This is a genomic window from Micromonospora acroterricola, from assembly GCF_003172955.1.
Classification (GTDB): domain Bacteria; phylum Actinomycetota; class Actinomycetes; order Mycobacteriales; family Micromonosporaceae; genus Micromonospora; species Micromonospora acroterricola.
On record NZ_QGKR01000132.1, the window covers coordinates 1 to 26,117 of the forward strand.

Genomic DNA, 26,117 nt, shown 5'->3' on the forward strand with positions numbered 1-26,117 from the left:
CCCCTAGATTGGTGCCATGACCAGGCAGCCGGTGGCACCCGTCGCGGTGACCTTCGGTGTGCTCGGGCCGGTGACGGCCACGACCGGACGGGGCCCGGTCGCGCTCGGCGGGCCCCGGCAGCGCGTGGTGCTGGCCCGGCTTCTCATCGCCCGGGGCCGGGTGGTGCCGGTCGACCGGCTCGTCGACGACCTGTGGGAGGTGCCTCCGGAGGCCGCGGTGGGCGCGATCCGGACCTTCGTCGCCGATCTGCGCCGGGCGCTGGAGCCCGACCGGCCGCCCCGGCAACCGCCCCGACTCCTGCTCACGGAACCACCGGGGTACGTGCTGCGGGCCGCCCCGGACGCGGTGGACGCCGGCCGGTTCGAGGCGGCGACCGGGGAGGCGGGCCGGTTGCTGGCGGCGGGACTGCCCGCGCCTGCCCTCGCCGGGCTGGACGCGGCGCTCGCCCTGTGGCGCGGGCCCGCGTACGCCGACTGCGCCGGTGAGGCCTGGGCGTTCGCGGAGATCAATCGGCTGGAGGAGCTGCGGATGCTCGCCGTCGAGCGGCGGGCGGAGGCGCTGTTGGCGGTGGGGCGGCCGGACGAGGCCGCCGCCGACCTGCCGGCGCACCTCGCCAGCCATCCGTTACGGGAGGACGCCTGGCGGCTGCTCGCGGTGGCCCGGTACCGCTCCGGGAGGCAGGGCGACGCGCTGGCCGCCCTGCGCCAGGCCCGGGACGTCCTGGCGACCGAGCTGGGTGTGGACCCCGGGCCCGAGCTGCGGCGGCTGGAGGCCGACATCCTGGCCCAGGCGCCGCACCTGAGCGGGCCCTCCGAGCCCGTGGCCGTCGCGCCCGCCCCCGACCTGGCCGGCCCGGTTCGATCCGGCGGGCCGGAGCGGGAGCGTCCGTTCGTCGGCCGCGACGCGGAGCTGGACCGGCTCCGACGGGCCGCGGAGGCCGCCGCCGGACATGGGCGGCCGACTCTCGCCCTGCTCAGCGGCGACCCGGGCGCCGGCAAGACCGCGCTGGCCGAGACGCTGACCCGGTGGCTCGCCGCCCAGGGCTGGACCACGGCGTGGGGGCGCAGCCCCGAGTACGAGGGGGCGCCGGCCGCCTGGCCGTGGACGCAGATCACCGACGCGCTCGCCGGGCCGTCCGGCGCCGTGGGGGCCGCCGCGAGCGGTGACGCGGTCGAGGGCGCGGGGGTCGTGGGCGATCCCGCCGTGGCCCGGTTCCGCCGGCACCGCGCGGTGGCGTCCCTGCTCTCGGCGGTCGCCCACCGGGGGCCGGTGCTGCTGGTCCTCGACGACCTGCACCGCGCCGACGGGGACACCCTGGACCTGCTGACCGCGCTGCTCACCGGCCCGCAGCCGGCCACCGGACCGGTGCTGGTCCTCGGCACCTACCGGGCCACCGAGATCAGCCCGGAGCTGACCGCCGCGCTGGGCCGGGCCGCAAGGCTGGAGCCCGTCCGGGAGTACCTCGCCGGCCTGTCCGGGCCGGCGACCGGCGAGCTGGCCGGCGTCGTCGCCGGGGCGGAGCTGGACCCGTCCACCGTGCGGCTGATTCACCACCGCAGCGGCGGGAACCCGTTCTTCGTCCGGGAGCTGGCGCAGCTGTACGCGGCCGAGGGCGCCGCCGCGCTGGCGGCGGTGCCGCCCGGGGTGCGCGACGTGATCCGGCACCGGCTGGCGCAGCTGCCCGCACCGACCCGGACCGTGCTGCGGCAGGCGGCAGTGCTCGGCCGGGACCTCGACCCCGAGGTGCTCAGCACCCTGGCCGGCGACCCCACGACCCTGCTGGACGCCGTGGACCGCGCGTTGCAGGCGGGCTTCCTCACCGAGCAGGAGCCCGACGGGCGGCTGCGGTTCACCCACATCCTGGTCCGCGACACCCTCTACGCCGACCTGTCCGCGCCTCGCCGGGCGGCCTGGCACGCGGCCGTCGCGGAGGTGTTGCAGCGGCGCCAGCCCGCCGACCCCGCCGCGCTGGCCCACCACCTGCTGCGCGCCGGTGGGCCGGCAGCCGCCGGACGCGCCGCCGGCTACGCCCGTACCGCCGCGCAACAGGCCGAGCGGGGCGGCAACCCGCACGAGGCGGCTCGGCTGTGGGCGCAGGTGCTCGACGCGTACGACCGCGCGGGCGGGAGCGAGCGGCGCGAGCGGCTGAGCGCGGTGCTCGGCCTGGGACGTGCGCTGGCCGTGACGGGCCGGCTGGCGGAGGCGCGGCGGCGGCGGGCCGAGGCGATCGCCGACGCCGAGTCGATCGGCGACCCCCGGCTGTCCGGGGAGGTGCTGGCCGGCTTCGACGTGCCCGCCATCTGGACCCGCAACGACGACGAGCGGCTCTCGGAGCGGATCGTGCGGGCCGCCGGGCACGCCCTGACCGACCTCGGTGCCACCGGCTCGGCGCAGCGCAGCCGGCTGTTGAGCACCCTCGCGCTGGAGTTGCGCGGCACCACCACGAACCGTGGCCGCCGGGCGGCGGAGGAGGCCGAGGCGATCGCCCGGACCATCGACGACCCCGGGCTGCTGGCCTTCGCGCTCAACGCCCGCTTCATGCACTCCTTCCACCGCGCCGGCCTGGCCGCCGATCGGGCCCGGATCGGCGCCGAGCTGGTCGAGCTGGCCGCCCGACACCAGCTGGTGACCTTCGAGGTGCTGGGCCACCTCGTCCTGGTGCAGGCCCGCTGCGCGCTCGCCGACCGGGCCGGCGCCGACGCGCACGCCCGTGCCGCCGACCGCCTCGCGGAGCGGTACGAGCTGCCGCTGGTCGGTGTCTTCACCCGGTGGTACGCCGCGATGAGGCTGGCGCTCGACGGTGAGCGGGCCGCGGCGGCGGACGCGTACCGGGCGGCCGCCGAGGGGCTGTCCACCGAGGGGATGCCGGGCCTGACCGAAGGGCTGCTCCCGCTGGCCCTGCTCGGGCTGCGCCTGGCCGACGTCGCGGGAGACGACCGGCCGACGCCGGGACCGGACGCCGCCGACCGGCCGGTCCCCGGGCTCGGCGGCAGGGACTGGGCCGGCATGGACTGGGGCCCCCACGAGCCGTGGGTACGACCGCTGCTGCTCGTCGCGGCCGGTGACCGGGAGGCCGCCGCAGCGGCCCTGCGCGCCCTCCCGGAGGGACCGCACGACCTGCTGCGGGAGGCGCGGCTCTGCCTCACCGCCCGGGCGGCACTCGCCCTGGGCGACCGGGCCACGATGGAGCGCGTGGCCGTCGAGCTGCGGCCGGCCGCCGACGAACTCGCCGCCGGCAGCGGGGTGCTCACCGTCGGCCCGGTGGCCGGGCACCTCGCCGACCTGGCCGCCGCGCTGGGCCGCGACGACGAGGCGGCGGCGTACCGCCGTACCGCCCGGTCGGTCGCCGCCCGAGCCCGCGCCACCGCGCCCCCGGCCTGACCGCCGGGGCGGCGGTGTCGCCCGCCGCCCGGCGACTTGCCGGTTCCTCGGGAACCGGCGGGCGGGGTGCGGTCAGATGGAACCACCAGCGCGACCACCGCCGGCCGTGGATCAAGGGGGTACGCCGTGGAGGGGCTCGTCCTGATCGTGGTGCTGGGCGTCACCGTCCTCGTCGGCACCACGCTCGGCGGTCGGTACCGGGTCGCGCCGCCGGTCCTGCTCATCTCGTTCGGGGTGCTGCTCGGGCTGGTGCCGCCGCTGTCCGAGCTGACCCTGGACCCGGACCTGGTTCTGCTGATCTTCCTGCCGGCGATCCTGTACCGGGAGAGCCTCACGCTCAGCCTGCGCGAGATCCGGGCCAACCTCCCGGCGATCGGGCTGCTCGCGGTGGTGCTGGTGGTGCTCACCATGGTCACGGTGTCGCTGACCGCGCAGGCGTTCGGGGTGAACCCCGCCGCCGCCTGGGTGCTCGGGGCGGTGCTCGCGCCGACCGACGCCGCCGCGGTCACCGGCCTGGCCAAGCGGCTGCCCCGGAAGCTCCTGACCACCCTGCACGCGGAGAGCCTCATCAACGACGGCACGGCCCTGGTGCTCTTCGCGGTGACCGTGGGCCTGCTCACCGGGACCTCGAGGCCGGGCGCGCTCGGGATCGGTGAGGAGTTCGTCTGGGCCAGCGCCGGGGGGGTGATCGCGGGGCTGCTGGTCGGCGGCGCGGTGGTGCTGATCCGCAAGCGGCTCGACGATCCCCTGCGCGAGGGCGGGCTGAGCGTGCTGACGCCGTTCGGCGCGTTCCTGCTCGCCGACGCGGTGCACGCCAGCGGCGTGCTGGCGGTGGTGGTCGCCGGCCTGGTGCTGGCCTACGCCGGCCCCCGGGTCATCCGCGCCCGGTCCCGGGTGCTGGCGTACGCCTTCTGGGACCTGTCCACGTTCCTGATCAACGGCGGGCTGTTCGTCCTGCTCGGCACGCAGATTCCGCGGGCGGTGAAGAGCATCACCAGCGCCTCGCCGCAGCGGGCGGTGACCATCGTGCTGGTGGTCACCGTGGTCGTCCTTGCCACCCGGCTGCTCTTCGTCTATCTGACGGCGGAATCGCTGAGGCTGCTGGACCGCCGGGTGGCGCGGATAAACCAGGCGCAGGGTGGCTGGCGGGTGGGAACGGTCGCCGGCTGGTCGGGATTCCGGGGCGCGGTCTCACTCGCCGCCGCCCTGGCGGTTCCGACGACGGCGGCCAGCGGTCGCCCGGTCGCCGAACGCGACCTGATCATCTTCGTCACCGCGCTGGTGATCGTGCTGATCATGCTCCTTCAGGGCACCACCCTGCCGGTGGTGGTGCGCTGGGCGGGGCTGTCCGGCGACCCCGAGCGCGCCGACGAGCTGCGGCAGGCACGGATGCGGGCGACCCAGGTGGGCCTGGCCGCGCTGCCCCAGGTCGCCGCCGAGATCGGCGCCGACGAGGAGGCCGTACGCCGGCTGGAGGCCGAGTACCGGCGGCATCTGGACGACGTCAACGAGGGTGGCGGACGTACCGCGGAGGAACGCCGCCTGGAGCACAAACTGCGCCTCGGCGTCCTCGCCCACAAGCGGCGGGAGGTCACGCGGTTGCGCGACAGCCGGGAGATCGACGACCTCGTGCTGGGTGAACTCCAGGCGGCGCTGGACAACGAGGAGATCCGGCTGCTGGGCCGCGGCACCACCGAGTGACCGTGATCCGTGGCCGGCCGACCGACGGATTGGCGACAGTCGCCGGGCCGCGGGCGGCCGACTGGTCCACCCACCACCCGGTACGGTGGAACTGGTTCGGCATCGGTCGATGCGTCCGGTCCGCGAGGGGGTGCCCATGACCACCGAGGCGACGGATGCGGACCTGCGGGTGGTCACCGAGCAGGAGTTCCTCGACGAGCTGACCTCGGTCACCCGCGAGCGTGGCGCCACCGAATTCCTGTACCTGATGGCGCAGGGCGACGGCGTCATCGGGGTGCAGTGGGAGCAGCCCGGCGTCGACCACCGGCGCCGCTACCGCGTGCGCGACTCCGGCGGCCCGGCCTGCCCGCACTGCGCCGTCTTCGAAGCGGTGCTGGCACTGGCGTACGTGCTGCCACTGGACCTGATGCGGACGGCACGCGCCCGACCGCAGTACGAGACGGTGCTGCGCACCGGTCGGCTGCCCCACCTCGCGTTCGCCCGGCCGGTCGGCCAGCCCGGGGCGAGCTGGCTCGGCGACTGCCACGCGGTCACCGGCGATCCGCACAGCGACGCCGACTGCCCGCGGCACGCCGTGCCCGCGCCGAGCGGCGACCCGCTGGACCTGCGCGTGGGGTCGCTGCCCCGAGCGCTGCGCGAGCTGTACCCGCACGACGCCGCCGCGACGGCGGATCTCCAGCAGCGGCTGCGGATCGCCCGGGACTGGCGGGCCGACGCGCAGGCGGTGGCGAGCGGGGTCCGCGAGGCGGCGGCGACCTGGGCGTTCCTGCGCAACTCCTGCGTGCTGGGCGTGCCGGTGCCGGGCGCCACCGGTCTCGTCCTCACCCTCCCGCCCGGCCAGGGCCCGGACGACCGGTCGCTGGCCGATCTGCACGCGGCGGCGCTGCGCGCGCTGCCTTCCGGCGGACCGTTGGCCTACCAGGAGCGGGCGTGTCTGGTGCCGGAGCCGGGCCCGGGGGCGCAGCGGATGCCGTCGTACGCCGGCGCGATGGACCTGACCGCCGGGGCGCCCGTGCGCACGCTGCGGCTGCCCGCGCCGCGCCGGCCGCTGAGCACGACCGGCCGGGGCGTCCTGCTGCTCTACGAGGCCCGGCACGCGATGGGCCGGCACGTCGCGAGCGCGCCGGAGCGCGACGACCCGGCCTACTGGGAGTCCGAGGCGGCGTTGAACGTCTTCGAGTTCACCCTGTTGGAGCGGGTCGCCGGCCGGCACTACCAGGAGGCGGTGGCCGCCTATCTGCAGGCGCTGCGGCGCGAGGGCGACCTGCTCGCCCGCCCCCACAAGGTGCTCGACCGGCGCCGGCGCAAGGCGCTGTCGCTGGCGTTCGGCGGCCTGGACGACGAGGAGCTGCACCTGTGGGCGTCGGTCGCCTACCGCAACGCCATCCTGCTGCTGCTCGGTGACGTGCGGGCCTTCGCCGCGCACCTGCGCCGGCAGGCCAGCTGACGCGGATGCCGCTCAGAGCACCTGGGCGAGGAACCGGCGCAGCCGGGGGTGCTCCGCCCGTTCGAAGATCGCCTCCGGCGGGCCGGCCTCCAGCGCCACGCCGCGGTCCATGAAGGCCACGGTGTCGGCGACCTGCCGGGCGAAACCCATCTCGTGGGTCACCACCACCATGGTCATGCCTGCGGCGGACAGGTCCGCCATCACCCCGAGGACCCCCTTGACCAGCTCCGGGTCGAGCGCCGAGGTGGCCTCGTCGAAGAGCATCACCTCGGGGCGCAACGCCAGCGCCCGGGCGATCGCCACCCGCTGCTGCTGACCGCCGGAGAGCTGCGCCGGTCGGGCGTCCGCCTTGCCGGCCAGCCCCACCAGATCCAGTTGCGCACGGGCGACCGCCTCCGCCTCGTCCTCCCCGAGCCCGCGCAGCCGGCGCAGCGCCAGGGTGACGTTGCGCAGCACGCTCATGTGCGGGAAGAGGTTGAACTGCTGGAAGACCATGCCCACCCGCTGCCGCAGCGCGTCCGGGTCGTCGCGCAGCACGCTGCGCCCGTCCAGCAGCACGTCGCCGCGGTCCGGCTCGATCAGACGGTTGATGGTGCGCAGCAGAGTGGACTTGCCCGACCCGGACGGCCCGATCACACAGGCCGTCGCGCCGCGTGGCACGGTCAGGTCGACGCCGCGCAGCACCCGGTTCGGTCCGAAGGCGAGGTGCACGTCGCGTACGTCGAGGCTGACCGAGGTCGTCGTGCCGGTGGTCATCGCCGCTCCCCTTCGGTCGTGCCGGCCAGCGCCGACCCGGTGTCGTCCTCGTCCTCGTCGGTCGGTGCGGTGGCCGGCCGGCCCTGGCGCAACCGCCGGTCGATCCAGTTCACCGCGTGCGTCAGGGGCACGGTCAGCGCCAGGTAGAAGTGCCCGGCCAGCAGCAGCGCGGACTCGTTGCCGGTGGTGGCCGCGTAGTCCTGCCCGATCCGGAATAGCTCCCGCTGGCTGGCCACCAGCCCGAGGAAGTAGACCAGGCTGGAGTCCTTGATCAGCGCGATGAGCTGGTTGACCCAGGCCGGCAGCACCCGCCGGATGCCCTGCGGAATGATCACCAGCCGCATCGAGTCGGCCCACGAGAAGCCCAACGCCCTCGCGCCCTCCAGCTGCGCGGCCTCCACCGACTGGATACCGGAGCGGAAGATCTCCCCCATGTACGCCGCCGCGATCAGCGACAGCGCCAGAATGCCCAGCGGGTAGGGGTCGGGTCCCCAGACCCGCATGCCCAGCGGCGCCAGCCCGACGCCGATCAGCAGGATCGTCGCCGCGGCCGGCAGCCCGCGGAACACGTCGGTGTAGACGCGCGCCGGCCAGCGCAGCCACCGGCTGCGGGAGATGCCGGCGACGGCCAGCAGCAGGCCCAGCACCGAGCCGAGCAGGGCGGCGGAGACCGCCAGGATCAGCGTGTTCGGCAACCCGACGGTCAGCATCTCGGGCAGCGCGTCGCGCATGGCGTCCCAGTCGAAGAAGGTCTCCCACAGGGTGCTCAACGGATCCATCGGTCGCCTCTCCTACCGCCCCGCTCGCTCGTCACCCGTTCAGGACGCGGCCGACGCGGAGGGCGCGGCCGACGTCGACGCGGACGGCGCCGCCGGGACGGCCACCGTGCCACTGCCCGGGTGGAAGTCCGCCGGGACCGGCCGGCCCGGGTAGTACTGCGCCTGCAGCCGGCTCCACGTGCCGTCCGCGATCACCTCGTCGAGGCCCTTGTTCAGCGCCTCGCGCAACTTGTCGCTGCCCTTCGCGACGGCGTACGCGGTGGGCGCCGGGCTCAGCTCCTTGGCCGCCACGGTGATCTTGCCGTTGCTGTCGGCGGCCGACTTCTCGCCGATCTCCGCCGGGGCGATCCACGCGTCAGCGGTACCCGCCTTGAGCTGGTTGATCGCGCCGTTGTAGTCCGGCACCCGCACCGGGTCGAGCTGCTTGCCCGTGGCGTAGTCGTCCTGGACGGTGCCCTGGACCACCACGACCCGCTTTCCGGCGAGCTGGTCGAAGCCGGTGATCGGCGAGCCGGTCGGCACGTCGAGGCCGAAGTAGCCGAAGTCGTACCCGTTGCCGAAGTCGACCGTCTTCTTCCGCGCCTCCGTGATGGTGATCGAGGAGCTGCCGACGTCGAACTTGCGGTTGTTGACCTGCGAGAGCAGCGCGGAGAAGTCGGTGCCCACGAACTCGACCTTCAGGCCGAGCTTGCCGGCCACCGCGGTCAGCAGGTCGTTGTCGAAGCCGGTGAACCGGCCGTCCTTGAGGTACACGTTCGGCGGGGCGTCGGTCAGCGTCCCGGCGCGCAGGACACCCGGCTGCGCCAGGCCGTACGGGTTGCCGGCCGCGTCGGACGAGGCGTCGTCGCCGCAGGCGGTGAGGGCGGTAGCGGCCAGGATCGTGGCCGCTCCCAGGGCGGCGGCGCGGGTCAGGGCAGGAAGGAATCGCACAGGTGTCTCCGAAGGTTGCGCAGCGGCGCGCACAGACGTGCGTCGCCGACGGTGCGCCCGGTGGGCGTACCGCTGGGGATGGGTTTCGGGGTGGAGGGGTGCGCTAGCGCGCGGAGCGGCCGCGACAGGCGGCGCTGCACACCCGCATCATGTCCACGTGCCGCCGCCGGGTCAGCGCCGGTGGTGGCCAGCCGGTGCGGGCGTCCGCGGCGTCGGCTGGTGGTGTGGTGCTGAGGATGTCCATGGTTCTCCCGGGTCTGTGCTGACCTGGGTGCCAGGCCACGCTTGCACCGACGTCGTGCCGGTGCCTGGTCTTCACCCGGGGCACCCCACCGCGGAGGAGGGTTGCCGGCCAGCGAGCCGGGGCTTCGCGCTGGCGCTCATGACCTGCGCCGAGGCTAGCAGCCGGGGGAGGTGGATCGTCCAGTCGCTATGACCACCCTCACCGTCCGCGACGGGCGTCCGGCGGATCAGCTGGCGTGTACGTGCGGTCGGCGGCGCGGGTCGGGCTCCTGCCGGCGAAGGATCTCGCGGGTGACCGGGGCGATCTCGCCGTGGCCGAACGCCAGGTAGCGCAGGAAGTTCCCGCCCGGGTTGCCCTCGGTCCACTGGAAGTAGATGTGCGGGCACCGCCCGGCGCGGTCGCGGATCTCCAGCAGCAGGGCGGCCACCGCGCTGGGCACCGAGGAGCTCGCCAGGCTCAGCACCGGGTACCGGTCGTGCTCCACGCTGCCGCGTATCAGCAGCTCGGTCTCGAAGTCCGACGGGTCGGTGACCGTCACCTCGACGAAGATCACGGCGCTGTCGGCGGGGAAGTCGTTGTCCGCGACGGTCTGGGCGAGCTTGTCGCGGTACTCCGCGGGGGCCCGGCTGGCCGGCTCGTGTGCGATGAGGCGGATGCGGCGCCCGGCGTACTCGTCGATCAGCCGGCTGGCCTCGGGGTCGAGCTCGATCCGGTCGACCCGCAACTCGAAGGCCCGCATCAGCCGGGACAGCACCGACACCACGATGATCCCGCCGATGAAGCAGGCCGCGATCTTCACGCCGTCGGGACGTTCCACCACGTTCGCCGCCGTGGTGTAGACGAAGGCCGTCGCGATGATCCCGAACGCGACCGTGCGGCCGTGCTGGCGGCGGCGTCGCGCCGCGAGGGTCACCGCCGTCGACGCCGAGGTGATCAACACCAGGACCCCGGTGGCGTACGCGCCGCCCTGCGCGTCCACGCTCGCCCCGAAGACGACCGTGATCAGGAACGCCACCGAGGTGAAGACCAGCACCAGCGGCCGGACGGCCCGGGCCCAGGTCGGCGCCATGCCGTAGCGGGGCAGGTAGCGGGGTACGAGGTTGAGCAGCCCGGCCATCGCCGAGGCCCCCGCGAACCAGAGGATGGCGATGGTGGACATGTCGTAGACCGTGCCGAACACCTCGCCGAGGTACTCGTGCGCCAGGTAGGCCAGGGCCCGACCGTTCGCCGGCCCGCCCGGCTCGAACGCCTCGGGCGGGATCAGGATGGTGGTGGTGATGCTGCTGGTGACCAGGAAGACACTCATGATCACGGCGGCGGTGGTGAGGAGCCGACGGGCGCCTCGGATGCGGCCCAGCGGCCGGTCCTCGGAGTCCTGCCGGTCCCCCCGGATGTGCGGCATCACCGCCACCCCGGTCTCGAAGCCGGACAGGCCCAGCGCCAACTTCGGGAACACCAGCAGCGCGAGCCCGACCACCAGCAGGGGATCGCCGTGGCTGGTGGTCAGCGCCGTGCTCCAGTCCTCGACCGCGCTCGGGTGCGTCACCACTCGCCACAGCCCGTCGGCGATGACCACCGCGTTCAGTGTCAGGTAGACCGCGACCAGGACGACGGCGATCCCGATGGCCTCGCCGAAACCCTTGAGGAACACCGCGCCCAGCAGCGCCACCAGCAGCAGCGTGAGCGCGACCTCGTGGCCCTTGAGCACGCTGGGCAGGAACGGGTTCTCGTCGATGTGCGCGGTCGCGTCGGCCGCCGAGAGGGTGATGGTGATGATGAAGTCGGTGGCCGCGAAACCGAGCAGCACCAACACGAACAGCTTGCCGGGCCAGAAGCTCAGCAGGCGTACCAGCATCGCGATGGAGCCCTCACCGTGCGGGCTCTCCACCGCCACCCGCCGGTAGACCGGCAGCGCGCCCAGCAGCGTCACCAGCACCAGCACCAGGGTCGCCACCGGCGAGAGCGCGCCCGCGGCCAGCGCCGCGATGCCCGGCTGGTAACCGAGCGTCGAGAAGTAGTCGACACCGGTCAGGCACATCACCTTCCACCAGGGATGATGCCGGTGCTCCGGTGGGCGGGCGTGCGGGCCGTGCCGCTGGACCGCCTGCTCCGAACCGCTGTCGAACAGCCAACGCCGTAGCCGAGCGGTCCGGCGGCCGGCGCGCCTGTCGACCTCCATCGGCGCTTCCCCCGTCGTCCGCCCACGGTCACCGCGAGTATCCGCCCGGAGGCCGGTGCCCGTCCGCCGGTGCGGGGAACACGCCCCGACCGGGCTGGCCGCCGGGCGGCGCCTCGGAGGGTTTCGGGCTGTGGGCACGGGGGAAGCAGCGCGTCCCGGCGTCCCGCCCGACGACCCCCGGACGGTTCGGGCAGCCGCCGGAGCGTGCGTCCGCGGAGGGAGCGGGTCATGGTCGGCGGCCGTCGGTTCCGCCCGGGCGACGGCTTCGGCCGCCAGCTCGACGAGCACGAGATCCGCGTCGGCGAGCCGCCGCAGAACGAGCCCACGACACCGCCCACCGGCGGCCTGATCGACAGCGCCGTCTACATCCGTGGACACCGGTTCGCGTCGCCGGCCGGCCTCGCCGAGACGTACCGCTGCCTGCAGGAGCAGGACGACGCGATGGCCTGGATCGGGCTGTACCGGCCCGACATCGACCAGATCACCTCGCTGGCCCGGGAGTTCCGGCTGCACGACCTGGCGGTGGAGGACGCGATCAACGCCCACCAGCGGCCCAAGCTGGAACGGTACGGGCACACGCTCTTCGTGGTGCTGCGCGCCGCCAGCTACGACGACCAGCGCGAGGAGGTCGAGTTCTCCGAGCTGCACCTGTTCATCGGGCCCGGCTTCGTGGTCACCGTCCGGCACGGTGAGGCGCCGGACCTGGCCGCCGTGCGGCGGCGGATGGAGGCCGACGCGCAGATGCTCGCCCAGGGCCCGGAGGCGGTCCTGTACGCGATCCTCGACCAGGTGGTCGACGGTTACGCGCCGGTGGTGGCCGGGCTGGAGAACGACATCGACGAGATCGAGACCGAGGTCTTCGGCGGCGATCCCAACGCCAGCCGGCGGATCTACGGGCTCAGCCGGGAGGTCATCCAGTTCCAGCGGGCCGCCCGCCCGCTGCTCGCCGTGCTCGACGCGCTGGCTGCCGGCGCCGGCAACTACGGGACGGACGAGGAGCTGCGGCGCTACCTGCGGGACGTGACGGACCACCTCACGCAGGTGGTGGAACGGGTGGACGGTTTCCGGCACCTGCTGCAGAACATCCTCACCGTCAACGCCACGCTCGTCTCGCAACAGCAGAACGAGGAGATGCGCAGCCTCACCGCCGCCAGCTACGCGCAGAACGAGGAGCTGAAGAAGGTGTCGTCCTGGGCGGCGATCCTGTTCGCGCCCACGCTGATCGGCACCGTGTACGGGATGAACTTCGTCCACATGCCGGAGCTGAACTGGCGCTACGGCTACCTGTTCGCGCTGCTGCTGATGGGGCTGGTCTGCGGCAGCCTCTACCTGATCTTCAAGCGGCGCGGCTGGCTGTGACCGTCGAGGGTCACTCGATGCCGCGCAGGATGTGCCGCTCGTCCTCGCTGTCGTCGTCGCCCGCGCCGATCCTGCCGAGCAGCACGGCGGCGGCCCAGATGGTCAGGGGCGTGGCGGCCCCGGTCATGCCGCCGCCGGTCCGGTCGTCCCGGGTCTGGCTCCGCTCCGTGCGCGGTGGCCTGCGCTGAGCCTGCATGGGCACTGCCTCTCCTCGTCGACGCCGCCTCCGCGGCGCGGCGTGCACCCGCGCCGCCGGCCGGGCCACCCGCGTGTCAGGCAGGTCGCCGCCGGTACAGCAGCCATCTCGCACCATCGCACGCCCGGCGTCGTTCGCACCCCTTGTTTTCGGTTTCCCGACTGTCGCCGCCCCCTGGGACGCTCACCAGCGGTGCAGCTGCGCCCAGGCGGCGGCGTGGGCCCACGCCAGCGCTCGGCGGCGTGCCGCGGACCGTCCGACATCGGGATCGACGCGCTTGTCGCTGGGCCTGCGCCCCACCAGCGCGAGTAGGTCCAGCCCTCGCCGCCGTCGCCGATCGACACCGTCCCGCATGATCGCCTCCTCTCCCCAGCCCGCCCGGTGCGGGCCTTCCACGGGGACGACGGAGCTGTCGCGTCGATTCCGACATCGCCCGGTGACGCGCGTGTCCTGATCGGCGGTGTCGCTCCGACGTCTCTGTGGGCGCTCGGACGAGGCTTGTGCGACGGTCGTGAAGGGCCAGGAGAGGGTGAACGATGAAGTACCTGTTGTTGATCTACAGCTCGCCAGCGACGTGGCAGGCCCTGCCGGGCCGGCAACGGGAGGAGATGGCGCGCGAGCACGCGGCCCTGGTCGACGAGTTGGTCGCCTCCGGGGAGTACCTCGGGGGAAACGCACTCGCGGACGCACTGCACAGTCGGGTGGTCCGGGTCCGGGACGGCGCCCGCAGCGTCACCGACGGCCCGTACGCCGAGGTGAAGGAGCAGTTGGCCGGATACGACCTGGTGGACTGCGACAGCCTCGAGCGGGCCACCGAGATCGCCGCCCGGCTGCCGGAGGCGAGCCTGTTCGCGGTGGAGGTCCGCCCGGTGATGCAGCTGAACGGAATGGAGATGTGAGCACCGACGGCCTGGTCGAGATGCTGCGCCGGCTGGCGCCGCAGGTTCTCGGCGCGCTGGCCCGGAACGGGGCGGGGTTCGCCGCCGCCGAGGACGCGGTCCAGGAGGCGCTGTTGGCGGCCGCGCAGCGCTGGCCGGTCGAGGGCCTGCCCCGCAACCCGCAGGGGTGGCTGATCACTGTGGCGTCCCGGCGGTTGACCGACCAGCACCGCGCCGACGCGGCCCGGGCTCGCCGCGAGGCGGCGGCCGTGGCGCTGACCCCGGCCGACCACCTCGTTGCCCCGCCGGCGGACGCGCAGCCGGTCGTCGTGGACGACGACACGCTGACCCTGCTGTTTCTCTGCTGCCACCCGGCGCTGACACCTCCCTCGCAGGTGGCACTGACCCTGCGCGCCGTCGGCGGGTTGACCACCGCGGAGGTCGCCCGGGCCTTCCTGGTCCCGGAGGCGAGCATGTCCCGGCGAATCAGCCGGGCCAAGCAGCGGATCCGGGACGCCGGGGGCCGCTTCGGGGTGCTGGCCGAGGCCGAGCGCCACCAGCGGCTCGACGCGGTCCTCCAGGTCCTCTATCTGATCTTCAACGAGGGCTACACGGCCAGTGCCGGTCCGGCGTTGCACCGCGCCGAGCTGACCGGCGAGGCGATCCGACTCACCCGGCAGGTCCGCCGGCTGCTACCCGACGACGGCGAGGTGGCCGGGCTGCTGGCCCTCATGCTGCTCACCGAGGCCCGCCGTCCGGCCCGGACCGGGCCGGACGGCGCCCTGGTGCCGTTGGCCGAGCAGAACCGGCGGCGCTGGCGTGCAGACCTGATCCAGGAGGGCGTCGCGTTGATCACCGAGACGTTGCCCCGCTCCGTGATCGGCCCGTACCAGATCCAGGCGGCCATCGCCGCGGTGCACGCCGAGGCCGGATGCGCCGCGGAGACCGACTGGGCGCAGATCCACGCCCTGTACGAGTTGCTGGAGCGGATCGCCCCCAATCCGATGACCACCCTGAACCGCGCGGTGGCGCTCGCCATGGTGCGCGGGCCGGACGCCGGGCTGGAACTGGTGGCCACCCTCGACGGCGACCAGCGGCTCGCCGGGCACCACCGGTTCAGCGCGGTCCGCGCCCACCTGCTCGAGCTGGCCGGGGACCCCGCCGCCGCCCGATCCGGCTACCTGGACGCGGCCCGGCGAAGCACCAGCCTGCCGGAGCGCCGATACCTGGAGGACCGCGCCGCACGACTCGGTTGACCGACGCGGGCCGGCTGGCGGCGGCTGTCGCTCGGCGCGCCGGGTCAGGGCAGCGGGTGGGCGATGCCGCGGGCGTGGTCGGTGAGTGCCGCGCCGACCACGGTCGCGGCCAGCGGCAGCACCTCCAGGCAGCGGCGCACCGCGGCGGCCATCAACGCGTTCGGCACCCGCATGGAGAGCGTGCAGTGCGGCACCCAGCGCCCCGGCTGGTAGTGCTCGACCAGGTTGATGCCGGCGGCGGCGAGCCGGTCGTGCACCAGCCGGTGGTGGGCCAGCAGCTCCGGGGTGGGCGTCGGGCCGAGCCAGAGCACCCGGCCGACGAACTGGCCGGCGTGTTGGAAGTCGAGCCGTAGCGGTGCGGCCACGACCGTGCCGTGGAGCGCCGCGGCGACCTGCTCGGGGTCGAAGCTGGGCGCGACCGCGAGCGAGAGGTGCGGTCGGTGGCGCTGCTCCAGCAGCGAGCGCATGCTCTGCACGCCCTCGGCCTCCAGCGCGTCCCAGAGCACCCGGATCCGCCGGGTGGCGTCCCGGTCCAGATACAGCTCCAACGCCGCGACCACTTGATCACCGTAGCGGCCGAGGTTTGACGGCCCGTCCCGGCGGTACCCGATCGGAGAGACCAGGAGGCGTGACCGTGGACGTGAGTGAACTGCTGACCGAGGCGTACGACCGCCTGCCCGACCTCGTCCGGGCGGCGGTCGACGGCCTCAGCCCGGAGCAGCTGGGCCGCCCGCCCGGCCCGGGCGCCAACACCATCGGCTGGCTGGTCTGGCACCTGACCCGCGTTCAGGACCACCACGTCGCCGACCTGCTGGACGCCGAGCAGGTCTGGGTGACCGGCGACTGGGCGGGCCGCTTCGGGCTCACCGCCGACCCGGACAACACCGGCTACGGTCACTCGGCCGCCCAGGTCGCGGCGGTACGGCCGGAGAGCGCCCAGGCCCTGATCGACTACTACGACGCGGTCTCGGCGCGCACCTCGTCGTTCCTGGCCGACCTGCGCCCGGCGGACCTGGACCGCGTGGTCGACGAGACGTGGGACCCGCCGGTCACCCTCGGCGTCCGGCTGGTCAGCATCGCCGAGGACGACCTGCAGCACGTCGGCCAGGCCGCCTACGTACGTGGCCTGATCGGCGCCGACTGACCGGAGGCCGGCGCCGTCACCCCCTTCGGGTGAGGCAGCCTCACCCTGCCGAGGGCGATCCTGCGGGGAAGCGGGGGGAGGGGACCTGATGGGCACGACGGCGGCGCGGTATCTGCAACAACTCGACACTGGTCGGCGCCCAGACCTGCCGGCGGCCACCTCGGGCACGGTACGGCTCGACGCTCGCGTGGACGGCTGCACCGACCACTGGTACCTGACCATCGCCGACCAGCACGTGCGGGTGACCCGGTCAGCGGACGACGCGGACCTGGTGGTCCGCGCCGACACTGCGGTCCTCGACGGGTTGGCGCGCGGCGAGACCCACGTGGCGACGGCGCTGCTCCGCAACGATCTGACCGTGCGGGGCAACGTGCAGCTGCTGATGCTGCTGCGACGGATCTTTCCCGGGCCGGCCGGCGCCCGCCATCCCCGGGAGCTGGGTCGGGCCGCGCTGGCCGGGCGGGACGGGCGGTCGTGAGCCGGGAACGGGTGCACGTGATCGCGGGCAACGCCTTCGCGATCAGCGACGCCCAGGGCGACATGGAGGATGCCCCGGACACTCCGGTCGGGCTCTTCTCGTTCGACACCCGCTTCCTGTCCCACTGGGTGCTCAGCATCGACGGGGAAGGGCTGAACGTCCTGTCCCGTGACGACATGACGTACTTCGAGACCCGGTTCTTCCTGGTCCCGGGCACGGCCAGCCACTACGTCGACGCCGACGTGTCGGTCATCCGGCACCGCTCGATCAACGACAGTTTCAACGAGCGGATCACCATGCTCAACCACTCGTCGAAGCCGGCCGACCTCACCGTGCGAATGGACATGGGCAACGACTTCGCCGACCTGGCCGACCTGGCCGACGCCGCGGAGGGCCGGGGGCCACGGCCGGCCGCCCAGGTCACCGCCGACTCCGCGCGCGGCCAGCTCGTGCTGCGGTACCAGCGGGAGCGGTTCGTCCGCGAGACCACCGTGACCAGCACGGCTCCGAGCGACGTGGACGAGCGGGGAATGACCTTCCGGATCCGGATCGAGCCGGAGGGGAAGTGGGAGACCGACCTGCACATCACCATGACCATTCGGGGCGAGGGCGCCCGGGACCTGCGCAACGACCTGGAGTCGCACCGGAACCACGTACGCGGGGGGATGCGCGAGGATCTGGGGGCCTGGCTGGCACGGGCCCCGCAACTGGTCGCCGAGCGGGACGGCCTGGAGGAGACGTACCGGGGCAGCCTGGCCGACCTGGCGGCGCTGCGGTACACGCCGCTGGCGTACAACGCCCAGGTGCCGGTCGGCGGCCTGCCCTGGACGATGGCGCTGTGCGGACGGGACAGCATCATCACCTGCCTGCAGACCATCGCGTTCACCCCGGAGCTGACCCCCGCGACGCTGCGGATGCTGGCGCTGTTGCAGGGAGGCCAGCTCGACGACGTCCACGACGAGGAGCCGGGCAAGATCCTGGCCCAGCTTCGCTACGGCGAGTCCGCGGCGTTCGGTGACCGGCCGGACGGGCTCTACTACGGCGCGGCGGACACCACCCCGCTGTTCGTCGTCCTGCTCGACGAGTACGAGCGCTGGTCCGGCGACACGGCCCTGATCCGCGAGCTGGCCCACCCGGCACGGATGGCGCTGGACTGGATCGACGAGTACGGCGACCTGACCGGCGACGGGTACCTGCGCTACCAGCGCCGCAACGAGCGGCACGGCGTCATCAACCAGTGCTGGAAGAACTCGCCGGACGCGATCGCCGACGCCCAGGGTCGGGAACCCCCGTTCCCCAGGGCCACCTGCGAGTTGCAGGGCTACGCGTACGACGCGAAACTGCGGGGCGCCCGGCTGGCCCGGGAGTTCTGGGGCGACCCCGCGTACGCCGACCGGCTGGAGCGGGAGGCGGCGGAGCTGAAGGACCGGTTCAACCGGGACTTCTGGCTGCCGGAGCGGGAGTACTACGCGTTGGCGCTGGGGCCGTACGGCGATCCGGTCGACGCGTTGTCGTCCAACATCGGGCATCTGCTGTGGAGCGGGATCGTCGCGGACGACCGCGCCGAGGCGGTCGCCGAACACCTGGTCGGGCCGCGGCTGTTCAGCGGCTGGGGAGTGCGCACCTTCGCCAGCGGGCAGCGCCCGTACAACCCGGTGGGCTCGCACCTGGGGGCGGTGTGGCCGTCGGACAACGGGCTGATCGCCGCCGGCCTGCGGCACTACCGCTTCGATGCCCACGCGGCGCGGATCGCGGCCGGCATCTTCGACATGGCGCAGACGCTCGGCGGGGCGGTGCCGGAGGTGATCGCCGGCTACGAGCGCAGCCTGACGAAGTACCCCGTCCAGCTGCCGTCGGCCGGTCGCCCGCAGTCGTGGTCCTCGGGGGCGCTGCTGATGCTCCTGGGCACCATGTTGGGGCTGCGGCCCACCGGCGACAACCTGCTGGTGAACCCGGCCCTGCCGAACGGGTTCGGCAGAGTCGAGCTGCTGGACATCCCAGGCCGCTGGGGCCGCACCGACGCGTACGCGGGAGATCGCTCCAGCAGCTCCAGGTCCCGTCCCCGACTTCGGTGATCAGGGAGTTCGCGTCACGACGCGCCGCTGGCGGTGACGCCAACTTCTTGATCACCCTGAGTGGTGGGCGCGTCGGGGGTGCGGTGGGTGCGGTGGGGCAGTCCGGAGAGGGCGCGGTCGACGCCGACGAAGAGCAGGCCGAGCAGCCAGAACGCGACGGCGAGGAAGACCGCGCTGATCGCCACCCCGGCGTAGCCCAGCTCGCCCGCGTCCAGGAACGGGTACGGGTAGCGGTGCACCACCAGCCCCCGGAGCAGGGCGAAGCCCAGGTAGCCCAGCGGAAACGCCAGCCACCAGGCCGCGTACCGGAGGCGCAGTCGCCCGCGCTCGTCCAGCAGGACCCAGTCGGTCACCGCCAGCAGCGGCACCACCGTGTGCAGCAGCTGGTTGCCGATCGCCTCGCCGACGGTGCGGTCCGGCTGGGCCATCGCGAACGGGCTCGCCGGGTTGGCCAGCACCAGGTGGTAGACCACGCCGGTGATGGTGATGTAGAGGGTGACCGCGCCGCGGAGCGCCGACGGAGGGTCGGGACGGTCCCGCCACGCCCGCCAGACGGCGTACCCCGCGAGAGCGCCGACGGCGAGGTTGCTCTGGATCGTGAAGTACGGCAGCAGCCCGGTGACGGTGGCCGGGCCCAGCGCGGTGAGCACGATCCCGGCCAGCACGCTGAGCACCACCGCCAGGCGCAGGGCCGCCGCCGCGCGTCGCCGCCGCAGACTCATCGGGGCAAGCTATCAGCCCACGGCGGGGAAGTCGTGGGCCGGTGGCGCCGGCTGGTCAGGTCGGTCGGCCGCCGGGTCGGGAGGGCCGCTCATCGGCGCCTCTGGTGCGGTCCGGTCCCGTGTCGGTCGGCCGATGATCCGGCGCGGGGGGCGGTGTCTCTGCCCGACGGCTCGGCACGTTCCCGGGCCGTCCGTCGGTGGGCCCGTGCGGTGTCGCCCCGGCCAGCACCCGCACGCAGTAGTCGGCCACCCGCTGCCGGTCACCGGCGGCGGCGACCAGGCCGGAGAAGACCGGGTTGTCGAGGGCCGGTGCGGAGTCGGCGCCGGCCACCGCCCGGTATGCCCGGCACAGACCCAGCATCTCGGAGGGTGCCGGGGCGGGCGACACCGTTCCGGTCGTGGCCGGTGGGCCGTCGGTGCCCTGCTCACCGACGGCCGGGGCGCTCACGGTGGGCGGACTGCCGGGTGCCGGTGGCGTGGCCGTGGGCGGGTGCGGCGACCGGGGCGCCGTGCCGGTGGCGAGCGCCACCCCTCCGGTGGCGGCGAGCGCCAGGGCCGCCACGGCCGCCCGGCCACCGAACCTGGTGAGGGAGCGTGGCCGGCGAGCGGGCCACGCGGGAACCGCCGGCGCGGCCAGGGCACGACGATAGGCCTGCACGGCAGGGCCCTCGCCGGCCAGCTCGGCGGGGCGCGGGGCGGCGCGGACCGCCGCCAGCAGCAGCACCACCGGTCGTGGGTCGGTCGATGACTCGACGACCCCACCGAGCAGCCGCTCGACGGTCTCCTGGTCCATCCGGTCTGCGTTCATCTCGTGTCCCTCAGCGCCGCCTACCTGCGCGGTGTCACATCCGCTCTCCGGTCGGACGGAACGGAGGTGACACGGGGGAGGTGGTGGGAGGGACGGCTGCCGGAGGGCCGAGGCGGCTGCATGCCGTGGGCGTCGGACGCCGCGGTTGCCGCACGGCCCGGTAGCCGCACGCCGTCGCCGCCGGACGTCGTGCGGCGGATCCGGCTCAGCCCATGGTCTTGGCGCCGTCGATCGCCTCGCGCAGGATGTCGGCGTGCCCGGCGTGCTGGGACGTCTCGGCGATCAGGTGCAGCAGCACCCGGCGAACCGTCCAGCTGGCTCCCGGTTCGAACCAGGGCGCCTGCGGCAGCGGGTGCGCCGCGTCCAGGTCGAGGGTGGCGACCAACTCGTCGGTCTGGTCGGCAACCTGCCGGAAGCGCTCCACCAGCCCGGCGAGGGTGTCGCCCTGCACCATCCGGAACTGGCCGGCCCAGTCGATCTCCTCGCGCTGCATCGCCTCCGCGCCGCCGACCGCGAAGCGCATCCACCGCTCCTCGACGCCGGCCACGTGCTTGATGAGACCGCCGAGGCACAGCTCGCTGACAGTGGTGCGGGTGGCCGCCTGCTCGTCGGTCAGCCCGTCGACGGTGTGCAGAAGGAACCACCGGTGCCGGCGCAGCGTCTGCAGCAGGTCTGCCCGCTCCCCGGTGAGCTGCTCGGTGCTGGTCATGGTGCCGCCTCTCCGTCGATGTCCGCTCCCCGCCAGCGTAGGAGGCGTCACCGACAGTTCCGCCCCGACACGAGCGGGCCGCTCGCGCCACCGTCCTGTGCGGCGGGTCGATCAGCCGGCTTCGACCGGCGCGGCGGGTCAGACGGAGGCCCCCAGCGGTTGCCGATCGGCGCGCGGGGCGGTCCACTGAATGACATGGGTGTGATTAAGGTGGGTACGTCCTCCTGGGCCGACCAGTCGCTGCTGCGTTCCGGGTGGTATCCGCGCTCGGCGAACACGCCAGCCAGTCGACTCGCCTTCTACGCCGGCCGGTTCCCACTGGTCGAGGTGGACACCTCCTACTACGCGATCCCCGCCCCGGAAACCACCCACGGCTGGGTCGACGCCACGCCACCCGACTTCACCTTCGACGTCAAGGCGTTCAGCCTCTTCACCGGTCATCCGACTCCGGTCGCCACGCTGCCCCGTGACCTGCGCCCGGCCGCCGGCCCGACCCGGATCCGTCGCCGCGACCTGCCGGAGCGGGTGTACGACGAGGTGTGGTCCCGGTTCCGCGCGGCGCTGGACCCGATCGCGGCGGCCGGCAAGCTGGGTGTGGTGCTGCTGCAGTTCCCGCCGTGGCTGGTACGCGGCGCCGCCGCCGAACGCCGCATCGTCGAGCTGGCCCAGCGGTGCCGGCCGTGGCGGGTCGCGGTGGAGCTGCGGCACGGGTCCTGGTTCGACGGTCCGGCCGCGACCGACACGATGGACCTGCTGCGCGCGAACGATCTCTCGCTGGTCTGCGTCGACATGCCACAGGGGCATCCGTCGTCGGTGCCGCCGATCCTCGCCGGCACGGCGGAGCCGGCGATCGTCCGGTTCCACGGCCACAGCGACGCCTGGCGCGACGGCGACAAGCAGGACAAGTTCCGCTACGCGTACGCCGAGGAGGAGCTCCGGCACTGGGCCGGGCTGCTGGCCGAGCTGTCGGGCCCGGCCGACGACCTGCACGTGTTGTTCAATAACTGCTGCGCCGGTCAGGCGCAGCGCGACGCCACCCGGTTGGCGGAGATCCTGACGGAGACCATGATCGGGGCCGAAGCAGGCGGCGAGCGGGGGGCCGTGTCGACCCGTGCCACCTCGCCCGCCTGACGGCACCGCGCCCGTATGAGCGGCGGGCCGTGTCGACCCGTGCCTCCGGCGCTCCGGTCCATCCCGGACGGGCACGCGGCGGTGCTGCTAGGAGCGCCGCCCCCGACTGCGCAGCGCGTCCTGGGTCATCTCGTTGATGTCCGCGTCGTCCGGGAACGACCGGCGGCTGGGCGCCGGGTCCGGAGGCGCGCCCGGTCCGGCCGCCGGGGTACGGGTCGGTTCCACCGAGCCGAAGCCGTGCCGACCGGCCGGGTCGGACGGGCCCGCCGGGGCGCCGGCGCGACGGTCCCCGCGCCGCCCCTCGGGCACCGCGGTCTCCTCGCTGCCCTCGTCCATCGGCGAGTCCTCGTCCGTGCCCCAGGGCGGTTCGGCGTCGAAGCCGTCCTCGGCCTTCCACGGCTCGGTCGCCTCCGGCTCCAGCCGGTCACCGCCGCCACTGCGTCCCTCGTGCGCCGTCATGGCCACCTCGCTCGTCGTGTCCGCCGCTGCCGGCGGACGGTTGCCCGTCCCGGGGCAGGTCAGGCCCGCCCCGCCCCGCCGCGTCGCACGCCCGCGGCACGCCGCCGCCGTCGCACCGCACGTCGTGGCGGTGGGCGCGCGGGTCGGCCGGCGCCCCGCCGTCGAGGTGCCGGCGGGACGCTGGCCGCCCGGAGTTCAGCGCCCGGCCATCGCCATCTGCCGCTTGCCGGCGCCCATGCCGGCCATCTGCCGCTTGCCGGCGCCCATGCCGGCCATCTTGGCCATCCCCTTCGGGGCGCTCGCCAGCATCCCGACCCGGCCGAGCATGCCCCGGAACACCTGGCCGGGCTTCTGCTGCTCGCCCATGTACGCGGTGACCACGACCAGGGACCCGGTCAGCGCCGGGATGGCCCACTGGAGCAGCTTCATCTGCCGCTGCGAGGCGGCCACCTTGGCGGGCGTCTGGTGGTTCGGCTCGGTGGCGCCGGTGACCGGCGGGGCGCCCGCCTTCTCCAACCGCATGCCGATCAATCGGCTGTAGCCGGTCACCGCGAGCGCGCCGATCGTCAGCGCCGTCTTGATGGTGCTGGCCCGGGCCACCCCGGACTGCGAGGCCACCCGCGGGCTCTCGGTCACCAGCTCACCGACGGCCCCCGCCAGGTGTGCGCCGATCGCGGCCGCGTTGACCGGGGTCCACTTGGACCAACCGGCCGAGGCGACCGGGAGCCGTTGGGTCGAGTCACTGATCTTCGCCGCCGCGCCGTTGACGCCGAGGGCTCCCATCAGGGAGCCGCCGAACCAGGCCGCCAGGCCCAGGTCGTGCATGGAGCGCAGTGCGGTATGCCGTTCGGACATGTGATCCCCTTCCGCCGTGTCGGGCGCTGCGGCTTACCCGCCGCCCGGGCGGCTAACCCCACCCCGGCAGGGCCGATGCGCGACGCATCCGGCACGGCGGGGACATTCCGGCGGCTCGTGGATGGCACCACGGTCGGCAGGAGTCGTCCGGTCGGTGGTGGGTAGATCCCACCAAGGCTGACAGAGAGGGGAACGAGATGGCACAGCCGGACGAGAGTCGGGAGAAGACCCCCAAAACCGACGCGGTGCTCATGCACCCGGACAACGACCCGCACAAGAACACCGCGGAGGTCCCGCCGCGCAAGGAACACGGTGAGATCCGCGTGGAGCGCGACGGCGACCTGGTGCCACTGGACCAGGACGAGTGAGCCGGCCGGCCGGGCCGCGTCGCGACCGGCCGGCACCTCTCAGCGGGGCGGCAGGTCGCCGGCGAAGCGGGCGACCCGCCGCGCCAGCGGGGTGCCCGCGCGAACCCAGGTGAAGTGGTCCAGCGGCGCCCCGGCCTGCTCCACCGTGTACCGCTCCCGGGTCACCGGCGCCGCCGCGAGCTTCGCGCAGAGGTGGTCCATGGTCGCGTGCGGCGTGTACTGGTCGTCGTCCATGCTGACCGCCAGCACCGGGGTCCGCACCGCGCGCACCGCCGCCTCGGTGTCCGTGCCGTCCAGTTTGGGGAAACGGCCGGTCCGTGCGGTGTACGCCCAGTCCCGAATCACGCCGCGTGCCTGCCGGCCGCCGAAGCCCCAGCCCGGCCAGACCCCGAGCACCGCCGCGGTGGCGGCGATGCCCTGGGTGTACGGCAGCACGCCGAGGCCACGCCGGCCCGGGTAGCTTCGCCAGTAGGGGATGCCGACCGCGACCAGCACCAGCCCGTCCGCCGCGTCGCTGCCGTGCAGGGCGAGGTGCAGCAGCGCGGCCTGCCCGCCGAGCGAGTGCCCGAGCAGCAGCCGGGTGCGCCCGTCCAGCCGTGGCTTGAGCGCGGCCAGCACGGCGCCGATGTCGCCGGCCAGCTCCGTGTAGCCGTGGCGGTCGGCGCGGCTCGGCGGCGGGCCACTCGCCCCGGTGCCGCGAAGGTCGGCGACGACCACGGCCAGCCCGGCGGCCCGCAGCGCGGCCGCGAACGGCCGGTAGTAGCGGGCCCGCACCCCCATCGCCGGCCAGATCACCACCACCGGCGCACCCGGCGGTCCGTCCGGCTCCGGATACACCTGCACGCCGAGACGGCCGCCGTCGACGTCGACGAACTCCTGCGCGTACTCCGGGTCCCCGTTCACCGGCCCAGCTTACGGCTCGACGTTACCGGCCGGTAGCCGCCGATGTCGGACACGACGGAGGCCCCGCCGGGTGGCGGGGCCTCCGGTGAACGGTCCGGTCAGGAAACGGAGATCGTTCCGTCGCCGGCGCGGACGCAGGCGACCGCGCGGGCGCTGGTGGTGGCCGCGCCGCTCAGGCACTGGCCGAGCACCTGGTGCCCGGTGGCGTTCGGGTGCCACGACTCCTGGCAGGTCTGGAAGTAGCTGACGCAGGTGTTGGCGATCCGCTGGATAGCGATCTTGTCCTTGCCGGAGAGGCTGGTCACGAAGGTGCCGTTCGGGCTGTCCTGCAACCGGATCGGGGTGGCCAGCGCTCCGGTGGGGCTGGTCGACGACTCGCAGAGCCGGGCGCCGTCGAAGGCGCGCTGCACGTCGAGGTAGACCAGGTCGGCGGTGGGGAACTCGGCGGCGAGGGTGTCCCGCGTGGACTTCACCAGGGTGCCCAGGCCCTGCGAGAACCGGTGACCGGGCATCAGGCTGGCCCGGTGGATCGGGCAACCGGCCGCGTACCGCTCGGCGCCCAGGTCACGGAACTTGTCCCGGGTGTCGTCCCGGCCGTCCTCGGTGTGGTACGTCGGGTTCAGGTCCATCGGCAACGGGTTGGTGTAGTCCTGGAACACCACCCGGTGCTGCCCGTCCGCGTCCACCTGGTCGAGGGCGGTCAGCAGCTGGCGTACCGCTGCGGTGGTCTCCGCGGTGGCGGCGCTGAGCTGCGCGGCGGTGGCCAGGTCGGCGTCGCTGCAGGGCTTCTGCTCCACCGGGCCGCCGAGGTACGCCCAGAACTCCCACCAGCCCGTCCAGGCGTCGGCGATGAACCGGTTGGCGCACTTCTCCGCCACACTGCCGAAGGTGAACGAGCTGTTGTTGGAGCCGAGGCCGATCAGCACCAGGTCGATGTCCTGGGTCTGCGCGACGGCGCGCATCTGGTCGATCTGCGAGGCCACCGTGCGCCCCTTCTCACGCGCCACCGACGCCGTGGCGATGTCGTGGGGCTGGCCGCCGGAGCAGGCCAGGTTGAACCGGTTCTGAACGCCCGGCAGGTTGGCCTGGTTGAGCGAGGCGTTCGCGGAACGGTGGCAGAAGAACGCGTTGTTGTTCGGCGCCGTCCAGCCGGGGAAGCCCTGTGCGACTCCGTTGACGTCGACCACCGGGGTGTACGCCCCGGCGCCCTCGCCGCTGATGAAGCTGTCGCCGAGGGCCACGGCCGCGGTGGGCAGCGCGGCGGATGCGGGAGCGGGCAGCGCGACGGCGGTCGACAGCGCCGCCGTGACGATCGTGAGTGCCGCGGCGAGCGCGGTACGCCGGAACCTGGGCATGGG

General features: G+C 74.0%; 25 protein-coding genes and 1 riboswitch. Of the genes, 11 read left to right on the forward strand and 14 right to left on the reverse strand.

Annotated elements, in window-relative coordinates; all coding sequences use genetic code 11:
* The first annotated feature begins 16 nt into the window (after nt 1-16).
* From DKT68_RS05400 to DKT68_RS05410, 3 genes are all read left to right on the forward strand, one after another.
* Nucleotides 17-3,382 carry an AfsR/SARP family transcriptional regulator gene (locus tag DKT68_RS05400; RefSeq protein WP_109816320.1) on the forward strand — a complete coding sequence of 1,122 codons (3,366 nt, stop codon included), beginning with the start codon at nt 17-19 and terminating at the stop codon, nt 3,380-3,382.
* A gap of 126 nt (nt 3,383-3,508) precedes the next feature.
* Nucleotides 3,509-5,083, forward strand: a complete 1,575-nt coding sequence (locus DKT68_RS05405; RefSeq protein WP_109816321.1) for a Na+/H+ antiporter — start codon at nt 3,509-3,511, stop codon at nt 5,081-5,083.
* Between the two features lie 136 nt (nt 5,084-5,219).
* On the forward strand, nt 5,220-6,530 hold the full coding sequence (locus DKT68_RS05410; protein WP_109816322.1) for a hypothetical protein: 1,311 nt from the start codon (nt 5,220-5,222) through the stop codon (nt 6,528-6,530).
* 12 nt (nt 6,531-6,542) lie between these two features.
* On the opposite strand, the gene DKT68_RS05415 is transcribed toward DKT68_RS05410, so the two are convergent.
* The 5 genes from DKT68_RS05415 to DKT68_RS05425 form a co-directional block, all read right to left on the reverse strand.
* Entirely contained in the window at nt 6,543-7,286 is a 744-nt protein-coding gene (locus DKT68_RS05415) for an amino acid ABC transporter ATP-binding protein (RefSeq protein WP_109816323.1), read from the reverse strand.
* Nucleotides 7,283-8,065 carry an amino acid ABC transporter permease gene (locus DKT68_RS31360; protein WP_201748913.1) on the reverse strand — a complete coding sequence of 261 codons (783 nt, stop codon included), beginning with the start codon at nt 8,063-8,065 and terminating at the stop codon, nt 7,283-7,285. The genes DKT68_RS05415 and DKT68_RS31360 overlap by 4 nt, the downstream gene beginning before the upstream one ends.
* 39 nt (nt 8,066-8,104) lie before the next feature.
* Complete coding sequence (locus DKT68_RS31365) at nt 8,105-8,995, reverse strand: ABC transporter substrate-binding protein (protein ID WP_201748914.1); 891 nt, start codon at nt 8,993-8,995, stop codon at nt 8,105-8,107.
* 103 nt (nt 8,996-9,098) lie between these two features.
* Nucleotides 9,099-9,239, reverse strand: coding sequence for a hypothetical protein (locus tag DKT68_RS31100; protein WP_161556621.1), 141 nt, complete (start codon nt 9,237-9,239; stop codon nt 9,099-9,101).
* A 32-nt stretch (nt 9,240-9,271) separates the two neighbouring features.
* Nucleotides 9,272-9,383: riboswitch (SAM riboswitch) on the reverse strand.
* Between the two features lie 82 nt (nt 9,384-9,465).
* A complete protein-coding gene (locus tag DKT68_RS05425; RefSeq protein ID WP_109816324.1) occupies nt 9,466-11,418 on the reverse strand; it encodes an amino acid transporter in 1,953 nt (650 codons plus the stop codon).
* 228 nt (nt 11,419-11,646) lie between these two features.
* Between DKT68_RS05425 and corA the strand changes: the two genes are divergently transcribed.
* Complete coding sequence (corA, locus tag DKT68_RS05430; protein ID WP_109816325.1) at nt 11,647-12,777, forward strand: magnesium/cobalt transporter CorA; 1,131 nt, start codon at nt 11,647-11,649, stop codon at nt 12,775-12,777.
* A gap of 10 nt (nt 12,778-12,787) precedes the next feature.
* Here the strand turns inward: corA and DKT68_RS05435 are convergent, their stop codons facing one another.
* Complete coding sequence (locus tag DKT68_RS05435; RefSeq protein ID WP_146218288.1) at nt 12,788-12,979, reverse strand: hypothetical protein; 192 nt, start codon at nt 12,977-12,979, stop codon at nt 12,788-12,790.
* 530 nt (nt 12,980-13,509) lie between these two features.
* Between DKT68_RS05435 and DKT68_RS05440 the strand changes: the two genes are divergently transcribed.
* Nucleotides 13,510-13,872, forward strand: a complete 363-nt coding sequence (locus tag DKT68_RS05440) for a YciI family protein (protein ID WP_109816326.1) — start codon at nt 13,510-13,512, stop codon at nt 13,870-13,872.
* A 20-nt stretch (nt 13,873-13,892) separates the two neighbouring features.
* Nucleotides 13,893-15,107, forward strand: coding sequence for an RNA polymerase sigma factor (locus DKT68_RS05445; RefSeq protein ID WP_201748916.1), 1,215 nt, complete (start codon nt 13,893-13,895; stop codon nt 15,105-15,107).
* A gap of 44 nt (nt 15,108-15,151) precedes the next feature.
* Here DKT68_RS05445 and DKT68_RS05450 read toward each other — a convergent pair whose 3' ends face one another.
* Entirely contained in the window at nt 15,152-15,667 is a 516-nt protein-coding gene (locus tag DKT68_RS05450) for a 2'-5' RNA ligase family protein (RefSeq protein ID WP_109816328.1), read from the reverse strand.
* A 74-nt stretch (nt 15,668-15,741) separates the two neighbouring features.
* Between DKT68_RS05450 and DKT68_RS05455 the strand changes: the two genes are divergently transcribed.
* From DKT68_RS05455 to DKT68_RS05465, 3 genes are all read left to right on the forward strand, one after another.
* Nucleotides 15,742-16,251 carry a mycothiol transferase gene (locus DKT68_RS05455; protein WP_109816340.1) on the forward strand — a complete coding sequence of 170 codons (510 nt, stop codon included), beginning with the start codon at nt 15,742-15,744 and terminating at the stop codon, nt 16,249-16,251.
* A gap of 88 nt (nt 16,252-16,339) precedes the next feature.
* Nucleotides 16,340-16,729: an SCP2 sterol-binding domain-containing protein gene (locus DKT68_RS05460; RefSeq protein ID WP_109816329.1), complete on the forward strand. Its 390-nt coding sequence runs from the start codon at nt 16,340-16,342 to the stop codon at nt 16,727-16,729.
* Entirely contained in the window at nt 16,726-18,804 is a 2,079-nt protein-coding gene (locus tag DKT68_RS05465; protein ID WP_109816330.1) for an amylo-alpha-1,6-glucosidase, read from the forward strand. Before DKT68_RS05460 ends, DKT68_RS05465 begins: the two co-directional genes overlap by 4 nt.
* Before the next feature lie 14 nt (nt 18,805-18,818).
* On the opposite strand, the gene DKT68_RS05470 is transcribed toward DKT68_RS05465, so the two are convergent.
* From DKT68_RS05470 to DKT68_RS05480, 3 genes are all read right to left on the reverse strand, one after another.
* A complete protein-coding gene (locus DKT68_RS05470; protein ID WP_201748915.1) occupies nt 18,819-19,526 on the reverse strand; it encodes a Pr6Pr family membrane protein in 708 nt (235 codons plus the stop codon).
* Between the two features lie 55 nt (nt 19,527-19,581).
* Nucleotides 19,582-20,334: a hypothetical protein gene (locus tag DKT68_RS05475; protein ID WP_146218289.1), complete on the reverse strand. Its 753-nt coding sequence runs from the start codon at nt 20,332-20,334 to the stop codon at nt 19,582-19,584.
* A 205-nt stretch (nt 20,335-20,539) separates the two neighbouring features.
* The gene (locus DKT68_RS05480) at nt 20,540-21,043 is read right to left on the reverse strand and encodes a DinB family protein (RefSeq protein WP_109816332.1); all 504 of its coding nucleotides are present in this window, start codon (nt 21,041-21,043) and stop codon (nt 20,540-20,542) included.
* A 195-nt stretch (nt 21,044-21,238) separates the two neighbouring features.
* On the opposite strand from DKT68_RS05480, the gene DKT68_RS05485 reads away from it, so the two are divergent.
* On the forward strand, nt 21,239-22,174 hold the full coding sequence (locus DKT68_RS05485; protein WP_109816333.1) for a DUF72 domain-containing protein: 936 nt from the start codon (nt 21,239-21,241) through the stop codon (nt 22,172-22,174).
* Nucleotides 22,175-22,261: 87 nt separating this feature from the next.
* On the opposite strand, the gene DKT68_RS05490 is transcribed toward DKT68_RS05485, so the two are convergent.
* Both DKT68_RS05490 and DKT68_RS05495 read right to left on the reverse strand, forming a co-directional pair.
* Nucleotides 22,262-22,633: a hypothetical protein gene (locus DKT68_RS05490; protein WP_109816341.1), complete on the reverse strand. Its 372-nt coding sequence runs from the start codon at nt 22,631-22,633 to the stop codon at nt 22,262-22,264.
* A 195-nt stretch (nt 22,634-22,828) separates the two neighbouring features.
* Entirely contained in the window at nt 22,829-23,488 is a 660-nt protein-coding gene (locus DKT68_RS05495) for a hypothetical protein (RefSeq protein WP_109816334.1), read from the reverse strand.
* 197 nt (nt 23,489-23,685) lie between these two features.
* On the opposite strand from DKT68_RS05495, the gene DKT68_RS31105 reads away from it, so the two are divergent.
* Nucleotides 23,686-23,856, forward strand: coding sequence for a hypothetical protein (locus DKT68_RS31105; RefSeq protein WP_161556622.1), 171 nt, complete (start codon nt 23,686-23,688; stop codon nt 23,854-23,856).
* A 39-nt stretch (nt 23,857-23,895) separates the two neighbouring features.
* On the opposite strand, the gene DKT68_RS05500 is transcribed toward DKT68_RS31105, so the two are convergent.
* Nucleotides 23,896-24,759 carry an alpha/beta hydrolase family protein gene (locus DKT68_RS05500; RefSeq protein WP_109816335.1) on the reverse strand — a complete coding sequence of 288 codons (864 nt, stop codon included), beginning with the start codon at nt 24,757-24,759 and terminating at the stop codon, nt 23,896-23,898.
* A gap of 98 nt (nt 24,760-24,857) precedes the next feature.
* A complete protein-coding gene (locus DKT68_RS05505; protein WP_109816336.1) occupies nt 24,858-26,114 on the reverse strand; it encodes an SGNH/GDSL hydrolase family protein in 1,257 nt (418 codons plus the stop codon).
* Nucleotides 26,115-26,117 lie beyond the last annotated feature (3 nt).

What these genes read in the sequence shown, in the direction of transcription:
- DKT68_RS05400 (WP_109816320.1), top strand. Translation starts at nt 17, where the DNA reads ATGACCAGGCAGCCGGTGGCACCCGTCGCGGTGACCTTCGGTGTGCTC.
- DKT68_RS05410 (WP_109816322.1), top strand. Translation starts at nt 5,220, where the DNA reads ATGACCACCGAGGCGACGGATGCGGACCTGCGGGTGGTCACCGAGCAG.
- DKT68_RS05415 (WP_109816323.1), bottom strand. Translation starts at nt 7,286, where the DNA reads ATGACCACCGGCACGACGACCTCGGTCAGCCTCGACGTACGCGACGTG.
- DKT68_RS31360 (WP_201748913.1), bottom strand. Translation starts at nt 8,065, where the DNA reads ATGGATCCGTTGAGCACCCTGTGGGAGACCTTCTTCGACTGGGACGCC.
- DKT68_RS31100 (WP_161556621.1), bottom strand. Translation starts at nt 9,239, where the DNA reads ATGGACATCCTCAGCACCACACCACCAGCCGACGCCGCGGACGCCCGC.
- DKT68_RS05425 (WP_109816324.1), bottom strand. Translation starts at nt 11,418, where the DNA reads ATGGAGGTCGACAGGCGCGCCGGCCGCCGGACCGCTCGGCTACGGCGT.
- corA (WP_109816325.1), top strand. Translation starts at nt 11,647, where the DNA reads ATGGTCGGCGGCCGTCGGTTCCGCCCGGGCGACGGCTTCGGCCGCCAG.
- DKT68_RS05440 (WP_109816326.1), top strand. Translation starts at nt 13,510, where the DNA reads ATGAAGTACCTGTTGTTGATCTACAGCTCGCCAGCGACGTGGCAGGCC.
- DKT68_RS05445 (WP_201748916.1), top strand. Translation starts at nt 13,893, where the DNA reads ATGCTGCGCCGGCTGGCGCCGCAGGTTCTCGGCGCGCTGGCCCGGAAC.
- DKT68_RS05460 (WP_109816329.1), top strand. Translation starts at nt 16,340, where the DNA reads ATGGGCACGACGGCGGCGCGGTATCTGCAACAACTCGACACTGGTCGG.
- DKT68_RS05470 (WP_201748915.1), bottom strand. Translation starts at nt 19,526, where the DNA reads ATGAGTCTGCGGCGGCGACGCGCGGCGGCGGCCCTGCGCCTGGCGGTG.
- DKT68_RS05475 (WP_146218289.1), bottom strand. Translation starts at nt 20,334, where the DNA reads ATGAACGCAGACCGGATGGACCAGGAGACCGTCGAGCGGCTGCTCGGT.
- DKT68_RS05480 (WP_109816332.1), bottom strand. Translation starts at nt 21,043, where the DNA reads ATGACCAGCACCGAGCAGCTCACCGGGGAGCGGGCAGACCTGCTGCAG.
- DKT68_RS05485 (WP_109816333.1), top strand. Translation starts at nt 21,239, where the DNA reads ATGGGTGTGATTAAGGTGGGTACGTCCTCCTGGGCCGACCAGTCGCTG.
- DKT68_RS05490 (WP_109816341.1), bottom strand. Translation starts at nt 22,633, where the DNA reads ATGACGGCGCACGAGGGACGCAGTGGCGGCGGTGACCGGCTGGAGCCG.
- DKT68_RS05495 (WP_109816334.1), bottom strand. Translation starts at nt 23,488, where the DNA reads ATGTCCGAACGGCATACCGCACTGCGCTCCATGCACGACCTGGGCCTG.
- DKT68_RS31105 (WP_161556622.1), top strand. Translation starts at nt 23,686, where the DNA reads ATGGCACAGCCGGACGAGAGTCGGGAGAAGACCCCCAAAACCGACGCG.
- DKT68_RS05505 (WP_109816336.1), bottom strand. Translation starts at nt 26,114, where the DNA reads ATGCCCAGGTTCCGGCGTACCGCGCTCGCCGCGGCACTCACGATCGTC.